A 13,948-nucleotide genomic window follows, 5' to 3' on the forward strand; every position below is an offset into this window, starting at 1 on the left:
GAAACTAGGCGATGATGTCAGGAGTCAGCTGGTCTTCCAGCCGGCCGATCTCGTCCTTGAGGATCAGCTTCTTTTTCTTCAGGCGCGCGATCTGCAGCATGTCGGGCTGGTAGCGTTCTTCCAGCGCCTGGATGGCGTCGTCGAGGTCCTTGTGCTCCTCGCGCAGGTCGGCGAGGCGACGTTCGATCGCGATGTCGGTATCTTCCGACGGATCATCGTCGTTCATGGACGTCATCTCGGTGGGCCCCCTCTCAAGGGGTGATAGATAGCAAAGGCTGACAGCGGGTAAAGGCGCTCAGCCCAAAGGTTTAGCAAGGGCCTCGGCGAGCTTTTCGAGCGCGCTCCGGCGCGGCGGGTCGCCGGACGCTTCAGCCGCGGCGATCAGGCCGTCCAGGATCGGGATCGGGGCCCCCGGCGGACTGCTTAAAGCCTCCAGGCTTTCCATCAACACGCGCTCGCCCTTCAGCTCGACGGCCTTCACGGCGTCACGCAACGCCTCCTTGGCGGTCTCGTCGACGGGCGGGCGAGCAGGCTTGAGCGCCCGGCGGACGCCGCGCAGCGGCGCGCCGATCTCGGCGTCCCAGGCGCGCATCATCCGGGCGGCGTCCTCGAGGTCGGCGGAGCGCCCCTCCCCAGCCATCCAGGCGGCCCAGAGCAACCAGGGGACGTTCTGGCCGTGGGCGTCCTGCAGGTGCAGGCAAGCGTCCGCGACAGGTTGTCGCGCATAGACCTCCAGCGCCCAATCCCAGAACCGCACGGCCGTTAACCTTCCCCCTTGCCGGCGAGGGTCGGCAGGTCCTCGCCCCAGCGCTTCACGGGCGTCCAGGAGAGGTCGAACAGGTCCAGCGCCCGGCCGACCGACTGGTCGACCATCTCGGCGATCGTCGTGGGCTTGGCGTAGAAGGCCGGCAGCGGCGGGGCGATCACCGCGCCCATCTCGGCCAGCTTGGTCAGGGTGCGCAGGTGGCCCAGGTGCAGCGGCGTCTCGCGCACCATCAGCACCAGGGTGCGGCGCTCCTTCAGCGTGACGTCAGCGGCCCGCGTCAGCAGCGAAGACGTTACGCCGGTGGCGATTTCGCTCATCGTCCGGACCGAACAGGGGGCGATGATCATGCCCAAGGTTTTGAACGAACCCGACGCGATCGAGGCCCCGACATCGGCCGTGCGGTGCACGATGTCGGCCATGGCGTTGACCTCTGCGACGCTGAGATCTGCTTCCTGGGCGAGCGTCAGCGCCGCCGATTTGGACACCACCAGATGGCTCTCGACCCCCAGTTCGCGCAGCGCATCCAGGGTTCTGAGGCCATAAACGACGCCCGAAGCGCCCGTGATCCCGACCACCAGCCTTTGGCGATCAACGGTCTTCGAAGCATCCGTCATGGTGAATTTTCGTCCGTCTTGGGAGCAAACTGGGCCACGTCAAGCGGGGCCGCTTGCAATCATATGTGATCTGACAGCGCCGCGCAGCGGGTGTTCACTTTCTTCTCCAACAGCAATGGAGCCGAGAGCCATGGCCATCGAATCCCGTATCCGCGAGCTTGGGTCCCGTCACGAGAACCTTGATCGCAAGATCCAGGAGGAGACCAATCGACCCGGTAGCGACGCAACGATGCTTATGGAGCTCAAGCGGCAGAAGCTTCGGCTGAAGGAGGAGATCGAGGGCCTTAGGGCGCGACTTCACTAGCTGCTGAGACAGCAGCCGAAAAACATGAGGCCCCGCTCCGGCAAGGAGCGGGGCCTCTGCTTTTTATACCCCAATCCCGTCTCCCCGGCGAAAGCCGGGGCCCAGATGGAAAGGCGCTGGAGCGGGCTCCAGAAGCTCGGCGTTCATCCAATCAGCCCAAGCGGCTCGGGCTGGGCCCCGGCTTTCGCCGGGGAAACGGAACTTCCTTAGTCCTCGTCTTCCTCGTCCACATAGCCCGACGACTTGCCGAACACGTCCTCGGCCTTGATGTCGCCGCGGGGCGCGCGGAAGTCTTCTTCCTCTTCCTCGACCTCCGGCTCGAACTGGCCGCCTTCCGAGGCGGGGCGCAGGGTCGGGTCTTCCGGAACGATGCCGCGCTTGGCGTCGTCCTTGGCCTTCTTCTCGGCGGCCTTCTTGACCAGGCTGTCCAGCTCCAGCTGGCCGACCAGGCCCAGGGTCACCGGGTCGACCGGCTTGATGTTGGCGGCATTCCAGTGCGTGCGGGCGCGAACCTGCTCGATCGTGGCCTTGGTGGTGCCCAGGATCTTCGAGATCTGGGCGTCGGTCACTTCGGGGTGGTGGCGCAGGAACCAGGCGATGGCGTCCGGGCGGTCCTGGCGACGCGAGACCGGCGTGTAGCGCGGGGCCTTCTTGGCCGGCTTCAGCAGCTCGGCGTGACGGCTCACCTGGGCCTTCATGCGGTAGTCCGGATTGCCCTGGGCCTTGTCCAGCTCTTCGCGGGTCAGCTGCCCATTGCCGATCGGGTCGGCGCCGCGGATGTCGCGCGCCACTTCACCATCGGCGATGCCGCGCACTTCCAGCGGGTGCAGGCCGCAGAAATCGGCGATCTGCTCGAAGCTGAGCGAGGTGTTGTCCACCAACCAGACGGCGGTCGCCTTGGGCATCAGGATGTCGGACATCGGTCCTCCAGAAATGACGGCGCCCGGCCTTTCGGCCGGGCGGGATGTGGCAAAAGCTATAATCCCCTTCTCGCAAAAAGGGAACGGGGATCAAGTAGATCCCGAGATTTCAGGGCTCTCCATCAAGCCAGTTCGCCACGACGTCACGAAGCCGAGGCACAAACGCGATCCATGCCGCAAGCGCCGGACCGCCCAGGATCCCGGCCGCCAGCGCCGCCTCCGCGGACCCACCGCTTCGCGCGACAACATAGAAACACACCGGGGCCAGCGCGGCTGTCCATGCCAGCCACCAGATCTTCTTGTCGTTCTGGACCAAGTTGACCATCCAGGCGCCCATCGCCGCGAGCGCGAAGAGCACGATGGCCAGTCCGTCATACCAGCGCATGATCGCTAGACCGTCAGCACCACCTTGCCCACGTGTTCCCCGGCCTCGAGGTGCGCATGCGCCTTGGCCGCGTCGGTCAGCGGGAAGGTCTCGTCGACGATCGGCTTCAGCTTGCCCGCCGCCACCCAGGGCCAGGCGACGCGCTCGACCTCGGCGGCCAGGCGGGCCTTTTCGTCGGCCGAGCGGGGGCGCAGGGTCGAGCCGGTGATGACGGCGCGCTTCTGCATGATCTTCATGACCGGGACTTCCAGCACCGCCCCGCCAAGGCTGGCGATGTAGACGATGCGGCCGCCAACGTTCAGCGCATCGAGGTTCTTCTCGAAGTAGCTGGCCCCGACCATGTCGAGCACGACATCGGCGCCGCCGGCGGCCTTCACCACCTCGGCGAAGTCCTCGGTCTTCGTATCGACGGCGATGTCGGCGCCCAGCGCCAGGGCCTTGGCCTTCTTGTCGGGGCCACGGCCCGTGGCGATGACCTTGGCGCCCGCCGCCTTGGCCATGGCGATCGCCGTTGTTCCGATTCCGGACGTTCCACCATGAACGAGCAGCGTCTCGCCGGCCTTCAGGGCGCCATGCTCGAACACGTTGGCGAAGATGGTGAAGACTGTCTCGGGCAGGGCCGAGGCGTGGATCAGGTCCAGATCGCCCGGGATCGGCAGGGCGTGGCGAGCGTCGACCACGACATAGTCCGCATAACCCCCGCCGCCGACCAGGGCGCAGACCTTGTCGCCGACGTTCCAGCGCCCCGCCGCGACCACCACTTCACCCGCCACTTCCAGGCCCAGGGTCGCCGGCGCGCCGGGCGGCGGCGGGTAGAAACCCATGCGTTGCAGCAGATCAGGACGGTTCACGCCGGCGGCGGCGACCTTGATCAGGATCTCGCCCGGTCCCGGCGCGGGACGCTCTAGCTGGACGGGGTGAAGGGCTTCGGCCGGGCCTTTTCCACCCTCGATCGCGATCGCCGTCATCGTCTGCGTCATGGACCTCAAACCTCGTGAAGCTTGCCTTGGGACGTAGGTAGGCGTCAGATATCGCCCGGAAAAGGGAGAAAAGCCGATGTTCGAAGAGCCTGCGGAAGCCCGCGCCTTCAGCGGACGCGCTTTGAACGAGACGACCCACGAGGACCTGGAGGTCTATGGCGTCGCGGAACTGGAGGAGCGGATCGAGGCCCTGCAGGCCGAAATCGAACGCACGAAAGCCCAGCTGAGCAAGAAAAAGGCGGGTCGCGACGCGGCGAATGCGCTGTTTGGTCGCCTGGACTAAAAGCTCTTTTAAGGTTTCGGTGAGGTTACTGGCGTCTTAAGCGTTCATCCGCTTTCGGACGCAACTCAACAGTAAGAGTGTCGTCGGTTCGAAAGGGGGCGGGTCGCGAAACGGGACGGTTGGTCTTGGCACGGGCGTTGCAGCTCCGTCGCAAAGGCGAGACGTCCTCGCGGCCTTTCGAAGGGGCATTGAGTAGCTATGACCGAAGTGAACGCGTTCGCGGACACGCCTTGGCGCGCCGGAGTGATCCAGGACTTCGCGCGATCGGAACTGTTCGACCGCACGTTCGAGGAAGGCATGCAGCTGGTCGAAGAGACCGCCGCCTATCTCGATGGCGCTGGCCGGCATGACAGCAAGATCCTCTCGCGCAACGCCGCCTTGGGCTACGCCACCGAGAGCATGCGCCTGACCACCCGCCTGATGCAGGTGGCCTCGTGGTTGCTGGTGCAGCGCGCCGTGCGCGAGGGCGAGATGCCGCCGGAAGCCGCTTGCGCGGAATCCTACCGCCTGGGCGAGGAAGCCACGGGCGAGCCGGCGGCCATCGAGGAACTGCCCTTCGGTCTGACCCACCTGCTGACTCGCAGCGAGCGCCTTTACGAGCGCGTCCGCCATCTGGATCGCCGCATGTACGTGGAATCGCCAAACGAAGAGGCCCCGCGTCCCGTTCAGGCCCACTTCGACCGCCTCACGGCCGCCTTCGGGGGCTGAGTTACAGCCCTCTCGTTACAAAACATCGCCTTCCTGGGCCTTGTGCCCAGGACCCATCGTTCAGCCGGCTTTGATCTGAACGGAGCGCGCCCACGCTGCGGCGCACTGAAATCCAACGTCGAGCCCAGCCGCGCCATGGGTCCTCGCCACAAGGGCGAGGAAGGCAATGGAGTGAATTCTGAGGGCGGTTACTTCCCGTACCGCATCCGCGCCAGCGCGGCGACGACCTCGCTGGCCAGGTCCATGGGTTTCAGGCCCGCCTTCCACTTCTCGAACGCCATGACGTTGTCGATGCGAGCGTCCAGGTGCGTCAGGGCCGAGGCGCGGCCCGAGGCCAGGTCGACCGCCAGGGTCGAGATCAGGATCCCCGACAGGATCGCCCGCTTGGAATAGTGGTTCTCGTCGGTGGCCGTATCCCCAGCCCAGCGCCAGATCATGTCCGCCGATTCCCAGGTCAGCCGCAGGGCCAGCGCCAGGTTGGTCGGAAAGGCCAGGAAGGCGGCCAGCGGACGCATGACGTCGGCATGTTCCTGAGCCGCGTCGAGGCGGGCGACCACGCCTTCACGGATTCGCTGACGAATCTTCAGGGCCGAGACATCGAACGCTTTCAGACGCCCAAGCGCCGCCGCGTCATGGCGTCGCGAGAGCAAGGCGGCCAGGTCGCGCGGGCCTTCGGGCAGCAAGAGCTGGCCCTCGGCGTCGCTGAATCCCGCCGCCGCAAGGGCTCGCGAGACGAGCCCTGCGTTCCAGCCGGCCTTTGGCGCCAGGCGTACGGCCTCATCCAGCACGCGCTGTTCGGCGTCGTCGGCCCAGGTCCGGCCGGAAGCTTGACGGGTGGAGTCGGCGGTTTGGTTCATAAATCCGAGTCTACACCGGTGTTTAGGCCGCGTCGCGCATGGACAGAGGCCGTCTGCTCTGCTATCAGCCCCGCCTCATCGCCTGGGAGCACCCCTTCCAGGTTACCCGGTTTTGTTCGCCCGCCCGGCCCCTCAAGAGGGACTTGGGAAATTGGTCGGGCTGTCGAATGGAGAGATACCCCTGGTCCAGATTTTCGTCCGCGACAACAACGTCGATCAGGCGCTGAAGGCCCTGAAGAAGAAGATGCAACGCGAAGGCTCGTTCCGCGAAATGAAGCGGCACGTGCACTATGAGAAGCCGTCGGAAAAGCGCGCTCGCCAAAAGGCTGAAGCCGTCCGTCGCGCTCGCAAGCTGGCCCGCAAGCGCGCTCAGCGCGAAGGCCTGCTGCCGATGCCGAAGAAGCCGAGCCGGTAAGACCCGCTCTTCTTCGCTGAAGATTTCGAAAGCCGCGCGGCGATCCGCGCGGCTTTCGTCGTTTCTGGGCCCTAGCCCGCCTGCTTCCTGACGATCAGGCCGATCAAGGTCTTCAAGTCGATCTTGCCCGTCGCCAGCGCGCCGACGTGGAAAGCCCGCGTCGAGAAGGCGATGATGCCGACGACCGTCACGGCCATCAGCGCCGTGGTGCCGATCACCTGGACCAGCGGCGGATCGCTGGCGATGCGCACCGGCATCAGGAACGGCGTGAACGGCGGGATCCACGACAGGGCGTTGAGAATCGGCGCCTCGGGCGAGCGGATCGCCTGGCCCATGAAGACCACCGGGATGGTCATCACCATCATGATCGGCCCCAGCAGGGTCTGGGCGTCGCGCTGGCTTTCGCAGAAGGCCCCGACGCCGGCGAACAGCGCCGCGTACATCAGGTAGCCTCCGACCAGATAGGCGCCGAAATAGAACAGCAGGCCCTTGCCCAGCAGCACGGCCACCAGGTCACCGGCCAGGCCGGGCGCGAAGTTCAGCAGGGCCAGCCAGCCGCCCATGGCCCAGACGCTCAAGACCGTCAGGGTCAGGCCCGCCACGCCCAGGATCTTGCCGCCCATGATCTCGGGCACCGAGGCCGAGGACAGCAGCACCTCCAGGATCTTGGACGACTTCTCCTCGATCACGCTGTTCAGAAGGATGCTGGCGCCGGTCAGGATCATCGACCACAGCAGCATGCCGGCCGCGAAGCCGACGATGGTGGGCAGGCGGTCGCGCAGACTGACCTTCTCGCCCGAGGCGGCCTTGGGCGACAGGCTGTTGAAGGCGGGCTTGAGGTCGTCGGCGGCCTTCAGGGTCTGGGCCGAGACGCCGGCGCGGGCCAGGGCGCGTTCGCGCATGATCTCACCAACGGCGGTCTTCAGATCGTTCTCCAGCACCGGGGCGGCCAGGTTGCGGCTCCACAGGTCCATGACGATGGCGTCGTCGCGGCCGCTGAGGATCAGTACGGAATCGAGCCGCTTCTCGCCCACCTCTCGACGCGCGATCAGGCCAGCCGCGCGCGGGTCGGCCGCCTCCTGAGCCTGGACAGGCGGCGGCAGGACGATGACCTTGGCGCGGGGCGGCTTGTAGCGGGCGGCGGCCGAAGGATTGTAGCGCGCCAGGACCTCGCGGCCGGCGGCGTCTCCACCCTGCGCCTGGGCCTTACGGACCTCTTCCTGCGCCTTGGGGCCGCCCGCCGACAGGGCCGCCGCGCGCAGGGCCCGGGCCGCATCACGGTTCTGGTTCTGGACGATGGCCTTGGCCAGGGCGGGGCCCATGGTCTGGCCGGTCAGATCGACAATGGCCAGGCGCTCGGGCTTGGCCGACTTCATCATCATCATCGGCGCCAGGGCGGTGATCCCGATCACCAGCGGCAGGGCCACGATCGACAGCCAGAAGCCGACGGTGCGGACATAGGCCAGGTATTCCCGGCGAGCGATCTTCAAGAGACGGCTCATGCCTGGCCTCCCGTCAGGACGATGAAGGCGTCATGCAGGCTGGGTTCCTTGAGCTCGAACCTTCGCAAGGAAAGATCACGGGCGAAGGCGGCCTTCAGGGCGTCATGGCCGCCGCTCGTCTCCGACAGCACGGCGACGTGCCGCCAGCCGCCGTCGGGCAGCGCCTCGGAGGTCACCGCGCCCAAGCCCGGCAGCGCCATGACCTGCTCGGCCGAAAGATCGCCCTCCAGCACCAGCGCCCGAGGCGCGGCGCAGCGGGCCGTGGCGACATCGCCGTCGAACACCTTCCGGCCGCGCGCCATCAGCACGACCTTGTCGCACAGCCGCTCGGCGTGCTGCATCACGTGGGTCGAGAACAACACCGTCGCCCCGCGCGCGGCGATCTCGCGGATCATCGCCTCCAAGGCCTGCTGGTTGACCGGATCCAGGCCCGAGAATGGCTCGTCCAGCACCACCAGTTCCGGCTCGTGCGCCAGGGCCGAGATCAGCTGGACCTTCTGGGCCATGCCCTTGGACAGCTCCTTGATCGGCTTCTTCATGGCGTAGCCCAGGCCTTGCGCCTCCAGCATCGCCTTGGCCCGCTTGCGCCCCTCGACCTCCGGCACGCCCTTCAGCCCCGCGAAGAAGGCGATGGCGTCGATCGGGGTCATGCGTTTGTAGAGGCCGCGCTCCTCGGGCAGGAAGCCGATCCGCGAGCGAACGCTCGTGGCGTCGTTCTCGCCCAGCACCGTAATCTTGCCCGCGCTAGCCGGCAGCAGGCCCAGGATCATGCGGATGGTCGAGGTCTTGCCCGCGCCGTTGGGGCCTAGGAAGCCGGTGATCCGGCCGGCGGGGACCTCGAAACTGACGTCCCGCACGGCGTGGAACTCGTCATAGGTCTTGCTGACGCCCTCCAGGGTGACCGCGTTGACCATTGGACGACCTCCGAATCGGACCTCTCGAAAGTTGTATCAGCCCTTTTTGTAAGCGTCGGCCACGAACGCGACGGCCCGGACGATGTGGTCGGCGAAGCGCCGACCGATCAGCAGGGTGTGGCTGGCGGCCTCGACATGGTCGACCATGCCGTGCTGCGAACGACGCGCCGGGCCGGCCTGCATCTCCTTGCGCAGCTCGCGGCCCGCCACCGGACCGGCGGTGACCACGGCGACCGGCCACTTGGGATCGAAGTCCGGCTGCTGGGCGGCCTGGTCCGAGGCCTGCTTCCATAACCCGACCTCCTCCGCCGCCGTGCGGTTATGACGACCGTTGGCGAAGGCCCAGCTCTTCTCGGCCTTGGCGGCCGGCGGCAGGTCGATCTTGTCGCCCAGGCGGGTGTGAACCAGCGGCTTGTACAGGCCCAGCGAGGCCCCGCGAGCCGCCCACTTCGAGGCCCTGGCAAAGGTCTTGATGAAGCCCTGCATGGACGGGTTCTGGGCGGCCTCGGGCGTGGCGGCGTCGACCAGGACGATACCGGCCACCTTGTCCGGATTACGCCCGGCATATTCGCGCAGGCGCAGGCCGGCCATCGAGTGACCGACCAGGATGTAGGGACCAGTCTCGCCGGACGCGGCGACCAGCTTCTCGAAGTCGGTGACGATGGCGATGCCGTCGCGCGGGCTGGGGCCCTTGGGCGAAAAGCCCATGCCTGCGCGGTCATAGGCGCACGAGCGCCAGCCGGCGGCGGTCAGGGCTTCCTGCGTACCGCCCCAGTCGGCCGCGAAACCGAAGGCGCCGGCCTCCAGCCAGATGACGGGACGATCGCTCCTGGGCCCTTCGCAGACCAGCCGCAGCATGCGCCCCGGCTCGATCTCGACCATCTGCCCCCGCATCTTGGGGGCGCCGGTGGCGCTGACGATACCGCCCACGGCGATGTACGAAACCAAAAGCAGGGCCAAGCCCGCGACGCCGCGACCGAGAAACTGGATCATGGCGTTCAATGTAGTGACGCTTTGTGACGCGTCGAGGCGCGTTGCACCGACGACGGAGCTTTAAGTGCTCGAACCCACCGATGCGCTCACCGCCTGGACGGCCGGCGCCGGAACCGTGGCGACCGGAATGGTGGCGCGAACGCGGCCGTTCTTCAGGCGGGCGACCTTGACGCCGCCAGCGGCCCCGGCCTTGGCCAGAACACCCGGAGGCCATTTCGAGACCGTGGCCTTGTGCACCTTGCGCGAGACCCGGCCGGCGGCCTTCAGCGGCAGGTCCGAGGCGTCGGCGAAGCTGCGGTCCAGGAAGAAGGTCGGGTTCAGGGCCTTGTCGCCCTTGCGGATCTCGAAGTGCAGGTGCGAGCCGGTCGAGCGGCCCGAATTGCCGACGAAGGCGACTGTGTCGCCGCGATGCAGATAGGTCCCGCGCTTGACGCCCGTCGCCGGCTTGGCCAGGTGGGCGTAGAGGGTCGTCAGCCCTCCCTTGTGCATGACCAGCACGTAGCGGCCGTAGCTGGGCGACAGGCCCGTGGCCTTGACCACGCCGTCGGCGGCGACCTTGACCGCCGCCCCGCCGGGCGCGGCGATGTCCACGCCCTCATGCAGACGGCCGTTCTCTTCCCAGGGCAGTTGGCGCAGGCCGAACGGCGAGTTGATCACCCGGCCGGGCAGCGGCGCGGCGAACTGGAAGGCGGGCGGCGGCGTCTCGGGCTCGGCCTCTTCGACCGGCGGCGCGATGGGAACGATGGCTGGGGTCGGATCGGCGACGGGCGCGGTGCGCGCCACCCAGTCGCCCAGGGCCAGAGCCCCGTTCAGGGTTCCGGCCATGGCGGCGACGCCCAGCATGGTGAAGAACGCGACGCGCAGATGCTGGGGCGGGACTGCCAGGCTCTTGGAGATCAAACCGCTTCCTCTTCGACGTTCGGTCAGGTCGAGAGGACCGCGCGCAGGCGGCTTTACTCTCACACCTGACCTTTCGGCTTGGTGAATGGCGGCGGTCTATGAAGGTCGCGTGAGGCGAAAACAGGGCGCAGCTTAACCATTCACTAACCACGCGGCGTATCGCGGAGTCCATTACAGAAATAGACATTGAACATTACGCCAAGTTCATATCATTAAACGCGCGTCACTTCTTTAATTACACGTCATGAAGGAGACGTAACGGGACTTCGAGAACTCTGGACATTATTCAATATTCATCGGCGCACAAGAACAGCGCCCAACCAGAGGGATCTTCGAAATGCGCAAGTTCATCATGAGCCTGACCACCGTCGCCAGCCTGAGCCTGGCCGCCGTCCCGGTCCTGGGCCTGACCCAAGCCGCCAACGCCGCCGAGCCCGGCGACCCCACCGTCACGGTCTCCTTCGCCGACCTGAACCTGGCCAAGCCCGCCGACGCCAAGATCTTCAAGGCTCGCCTGCAAGCCGCCGGCGAAACCGTCTGCCGCGCCAAGATGAACCGCGGCGAGCTGCAATCGACCGTCCGCGCCTGCATGACCGAAGCCCATCAGGACGCCGAGCGCCAGCTGTCGCAGCGCCAACGTAACGCCCTGGCCTTGGCCAACACCGCCCCGGTCGAAGTCGCCGCCCAGTGATCTTCGGCCCCACGAACTTCAGTACCGCGTACCCCAAAACGCCCCACCTCCCCGCACCCCGCGACAGAGGCCCCAGGTAACCCTGGGGCCTCTGTTTCGTTAGGGGGATTGCGCAGGCAAGAAAACTAACGCCTGGATTGCACCATGGCAGCGAATACAGACCTCCCAGCGGCTTTCAAATTTGTCCGCGCCGTTAGCATCAAGGCCCTTCAAGGCTATCGGCTGAACGTTGCCTTCTCCGACGGCTCGTCTGGGATCTGCGACTTCAGCAAAACGGTGATGTCCAGTGCCGAGATGGTCCAACCGCTACGCGACGAAGGATTCTTCAGCCGCGTCTTCCTAGAAGCAGGCGCGCCAACCTGGCCCAATGGTTACGATGTCGATCCCAGCAACATGCGCATCGGGCTGGTGCAAAGCGGCCTGCTTCGTGGCGGCAACGAGCCGCTTTTGATCAGGCTACCCTCGCCCGTCGCGGCGATCTTCAAGGCCGTTGAAGACCTGGAAAAGCTCTATCCGGGCCGCAAGTTCACGCCCGATGGACACCTCGTCGGTTCCATTGGCGAGGTCATAGCCGCTGAGGCTCTGAGCCTCGTTCTTCACCCTGCATCGCACCCCAGTCATGACGCCCATGATCCACGCACAGGACGCGATGTACAAATCAAGCTGACAGGCGGGAAATCCGTGTCGCTCTACGACACGTGCGATCGATTGGTCGTTCTAAGGGTACGCGACGCCGAGCATGCGGAGGTGGTCTACGACGGTGACGGTCATCCAGCGTGGGAAGCGGCCGGAGCGAAGCAGAAGAACGGACAAAGGCGCATCAGCATCGCGAAGCTGAAACGCCTCATAACCTGATACGAAAAAAGGCCCCGGACATCGCCCGGGGCCTTCGTCGTTCTAGCGGTGATGAAGACGCCCTAGAGCCCCTTCACGATGCCTTCGACCATCTTCTTGGCGTCGGCGAACAGCATCATCGTGTTGTCTTTGAAGAACAGCTCGTTCTCCACGCCGGCATAGCCCGAGGACATGCCGCGCTTCACGAACAGGACCGTGCGGGCCTTCTCGACATCCAGGATCGGCATGCCGAAGATGGCGCTGGTCGGATCGGTCTTGGCGGCCGGGTTGGTGACGTCGTTGGCGCCGATCACGAAGGCCACGTCGGCGGTCGAGAACTCGCTGTTGATGTCCTCCAGCTCGAAGACCTCGTCATAAGGTACGTTGGCTTCGGCCAGCAGCACGTTCATGTGGCCCGGCATCCGGCCCGCGACGGGGTGGATGGCGTACTTCACCTCGACGCCCTCTTCCTTGAGCTTGTCGGCCATTTCGCGCAGGGCGTGCTGGGCCTGGGAGACGGCCATGCCGTAGCCCGGGACGATGATCACCTTGCTGGCGTTCTTCATGATGAAGGCCGCGTCGTCGGCCGAGCCCTGCTTGACGGGACGGGTCTCGACCTTGCCGCCGGGGCCGGCGGCCGCGGCGTCGGCGCCGAAGCCGCCCAGGATCACCGAGACAAACGAGCGGTTCATGCCCTTGCACATGATGTAGGACAAGATCGCGCCCGACGAGCCGACCAGGGCGCCGGTGATGATCAGGGTGGTGTTTTCCAGCGTGAAGCCCAGGGCCGCCGCCGCCCAGCCGGAATAGCTGTTCAGCATCGACACCACGACGGGCATGTCCGCGCCGCCGATCGGGATGATCAGGGTGACACCGATCAGCAGGCTCAGGGCGAAGATGCCCCAGAAGGCCCACTTGGCTTCGCCGCCACTGATCACCAGCACCACGATCAGGGCCACGATGGCGGCCGCGATCAGGATGTTCAGCAGGTGACGGGCCGGCAGCAGGATCGGCGCACCGCCCATGTTGCCATTCAGCTTGGCGAAGGCGATGACCGAACCGGTGAAGGTGATGGCGCCGATGGCCAGGCCCAGCGACAGCTCGATCAGGCTGTTGAGATGCACATGGCCGTCCTCGCCCACGATGCCATAGGCGGCGGGCGTGTAGATGGCGGCCACGGCCACCAGGCAGGCGGCCATGCCGACCAGCGAGTGGAAGGCGGCGACCAGCTGCGGCATCGAGGTCATCGGCACCTTGCGGGCGATCACCGCGCCCACGCCGCCGCCGACGGCGACGCCGCCGATGATCAGGCCCAGGGTGACGGCGTCCAGCGCGCCTTGGGTCCACAGGGTTGCCAGCACGGTGGCCACGGCGATGGCCATGCCGACCATGCCGTAGGTGTTGCCCTTGCGGCTGGTCTCAGGGCTCGAGAGGCCCCGTAGCGCGAGGATGAAGAGCACCCCGGAGACGAGGTACAGGATGGCGGCGAGATTGGCGTTCATGATGATGGTCCCCCTATCCCGGCCGCTTACTTCGACTTCTTCTTGTACATCGCCAGCATGCGCTGGGTGACCAAGAAGCCGCCGAAGATGTTGACCGCCGCGAAGGCCGCGGCGATCGCGCCGGCCCCCTTGGAGATCCAGGTCGAGCCGGCGATGGCGCCGCCGGCCAGGTCGGAATTGGCGCCATGCGCCGCGGCGGCCAGCAGGGCGCCGACGATGATCACCGACGAAATGGCGTTGGTCACGGCCATCAGCGGCGTGTGCAGCGCGGGCGTCACGCTCCAGACGACGTAGTAGCCGACGAAGATGGCGAGCACGAAGATCGCCAGACGGAACACTGTGGGGTCGACGGCTTCCATGGGAGCCTCCCTTCTGTTGGT

General features: G+C 66.3%; 19 protein-coding genes. 6 read left to right on the top strand and 13 right to left on the bottom strand.

Annotation, left to right across the window (positions count from 1 at the left end):
- Positions 1-4: 4 nt before the first annotated feature.
- The 3 genes from J7528_RS24880 to J7528_RS24890 are packed head-to-tail and all read right to left on the bottom strand — an operon-like array spanning position 5 to position 1,380.
- A complete protein-coding gene (locus J7528_RS24880; RefSeq protein ID WP_291880241.1) occupies positions 5-235 on the bottom strand; it encodes a DUF465 domain-containing protein in 231 nt (76 codons plus the stop codon).
- Between the two features lie 60 nt (positions 236-295).
- Positions 296-757: a TIGR02444 family protein gene (locus tag J7528_RS24885; RefSeq protein WP_291880242.1), complete on the bottom strand. Its 462-nt coding sequence runs from the start codon at positions 755-757 to the stop codon at positions 296-298.
- A gap of 5 nt (positions 758-762) precedes the next feature.
- A complete protein-coding gene (locus tag J7528_RS24890) occupies positions 763-1,380 on the bottom strand; it encodes a UbiX family flavin prenyltransferase (protein WP_291880243.1) in 618 nt (205 codons plus the stop codon).
- A 130-nt stretch (positions 1,381-1,510) separates the two neighbouring features.
- On the opposite strand from J7528_RS24890, the gene J7528_RS24895 reads away from it, so the two are divergent.
- Entirely contained in the window at positions 1,511-1,684 is a 174-nt protein-coding gene (locus tag J7528_RS24895) for a DUF465 domain-containing protein (protein ID WP_291880244.1), read from the top strand.
- 206 nt (positions 1,685-1,890) lie between these two features.
- Here the strand turns inward: J7528_RS24895 and J7528_RS24900 are convergent, their stop codons facing one another.
- From J7528_RS24900 to J7528_RS24910, 3 genes are all read right to left on the bottom strand, one after another.
- A complete protein-coding gene (locus J7528_RS24900) occupies positions 1,891-2,604 on the bottom strand; it encodes a DUF1013 domain-containing protein (RefSeq protein ID WP_291880246.1) in 714 nt (237 codons plus the stop codon).
- 109 nt (positions 2,605-2,713) lie between these two features.
- Positions 2,714-2,989, bottom strand: coding sequence for a hypothetical protein (locus J7528_RS24905; RefSeq protein WP_291880248.1), 276 nt, complete (start codon positions 2,987-2,989; stop codon positions 2,714-2,716).
- Between the two features lie 5 nt (positions 2,990-2,994).
- Positions 2,995-3,969 carry an NAD(P)H-quinone oxidoreductase gene (locus tag J7528_RS24910; RefSeq protein ID WP_291880249.1) on the bottom strand — a complete coding sequence of 325 codons (975 nt, stop codon included), beginning with the start codon at positions 3,967-3,969 and terminating at the stop codon, positions 2,995-2,997.
- Positions 3,970-4,045: 76 nt separating this feature from the next.
- Between J7528_RS24910 and J7528_RS24915 the strand changes: the two genes are divergently transcribed.
- Together J7528_RS24915 and J7528_RS24920 are read left to right on the top strand one after the other, a co-directional pair.
- Complete coding sequence (locus J7528_RS24915) at positions 4,046-4,252, top strand: DUF1192 family protein (protein WP_291880251.1); 207 nt, start codon at positions 4,046-4,048, stop codon at positions 4,250-4,252.
- A gap of 198 nt (positions 4,253-4,450) precedes the next feature.
- Entirely contained in the window at positions 4,451-4,960 is a 510-nt protein-coding gene (locus J7528_RS24920; RefSeq protein ID WP_291880253.1) for a DUF1465 family protein, read from the top strand.
- Positions 4,961-5,148: 188 nt separating this feature from the next.
- Here J7528_RS24920 and J7528_RS24925 read toward each other — a convergent pair whose 3' ends face one another.
- Entirely contained in the window at positions 5,149-5,817 is a 669-nt protein-coding gene (locus J7528_RS24925) for a COQ9 family protein (protein ID WP_291880254.1), read from the bottom strand.
- Between the two features lie 181 nt (positions 5,818-5,998).
- Between J7528_RS24925 and rpsU the strand changes: the two genes are divergently transcribed.
- A complete protein-coding gene (gene rpsU, locus J7528_RS24930; RefSeq protein ID WP_096053900.1) occupies positions 5,999-6,232 on the top strand; it encodes a 30S ribosomal protein S21 in 234 nt (77 codons plus the stop codon).
- Between the two features lie 71 nt (positions 6,233-6,303).
- Here rpsU and J7528_RS24935 read toward each other — a convergent pair whose 3' ends face one another.
- Genes J7528_RS24935 through J7528_RS24950 form a run of 4 tightly spaced genes read right to left on the bottom strand, consistent with a single transcriptional unit; the run spans position 6,304 to position 10,541 of the window.
- Positions 6,304-7,734 carry an ABC transporter permease gene (locus J7528_RS24935; RefSeq protein ID WP_291880255.1) on the bottom strand — a complete coding sequence of 477 codons (1,431 nt, stop codon included), beginning with the start codon at positions 7,732-7,734 and terminating at the stop codon, positions 6,304-6,306.
- On the bottom strand, positions 7,731-8,648 hold the full coding sequence (locus J7528_RS24940) for an ABC transporter ATP-binding protein (protein WP_291880257.1): 918 nt from the start codon (positions 8,646-8,648) through the stop codon (positions 7,731-7,733). The genes J7528_RS24935 and J7528_RS24940 overlap by 4 nt, the downstream gene beginning before the upstream one ends.
- A gap of 36 nt (positions 8,649-8,684) precedes the next feature.
- Positions 8,685-9,641, bottom strand: coding sequence for an alpha/beta fold hydrolase (locus tag J7528_RS24945; RefSeq protein ID WP_291880259.1), 957 nt, complete (start codon positions 9,639-9,641; stop codon positions 8,685-8,687).
- Between the two features lie 60 nt (positions 9,642-9,701).
- Positions 9,702-10,541: a M23 family metallopeptidase gene (locus J7528_RS24950; protein ID WP_291880260.1), complete on the bottom strand. Its 840-nt coding sequence runs from the start codon at positions 10,539-10,541 to the stop codon at positions 9,702-9,704.
- A 337-nt stretch (positions 10,542-10,878) separates the two neighbouring features.
- Between J7528_RS24950 and J7528_RS24955 the strand changes: the two genes are divergently transcribed.
- Complete coding sequence (locus tag J7528_RS24955) at positions 10,879-11,232, top strand: UrcA family protein (protein ID WP_291880261.1); 354 nt, start codon at positions 10,879-10,881, stop codon at positions 11,230-11,232.
- Positions 11,233-11,376: 144 nt separating this feature from the next.
- Entirely contained in the window at positions 11,377-12,087 is a 711-nt protein-coding gene (locus J7528_RS24960; RefSeq protein ID WP_291880262.1) for a DUF2442 domain-containing protein, read from the top strand.
- 62 nt (positions 12,088-12,149) lie between these two features.
- On the opposite strand, the gene J7528_RS24965 is transcribed toward J7528_RS24960, so the two are convergent.
- Positions 12,150-13,568, bottom strand: a complete 1,419-nt coding sequence (locus tag J7528_RS24965) for an NAD(P)(+) transhydrogenase (Re/Si-specific) subunit beta (protein ID WP_291880264.1) — start codon at positions 13,566-13,568, stop codon at positions 12,150-12,152.
- Between the two features lie 26 nt (positions 13,569-13,594).
- Positions 13,595-13,927, bottom strand: a complete 333-nt coding sequence (locus J7528_RS24970) for a proton-translocating transhydrogenase family protein (RefSeq protein WP_291880266.1) — start codon at positions 13,925-13,927, stop codon at positions 13,595-13,597.
- Between the last annotated feature and the right edge of the window lie 21 nt (positions 13,928-13,948).

This window comes from Caulobacter sp., from assembly GCF_017744445.1.
GTDB lineage: Bacteria > Pseudomonadota > Alphaproteobacteria > Caulobacterales > Caulobacteraceae > Caulobacter.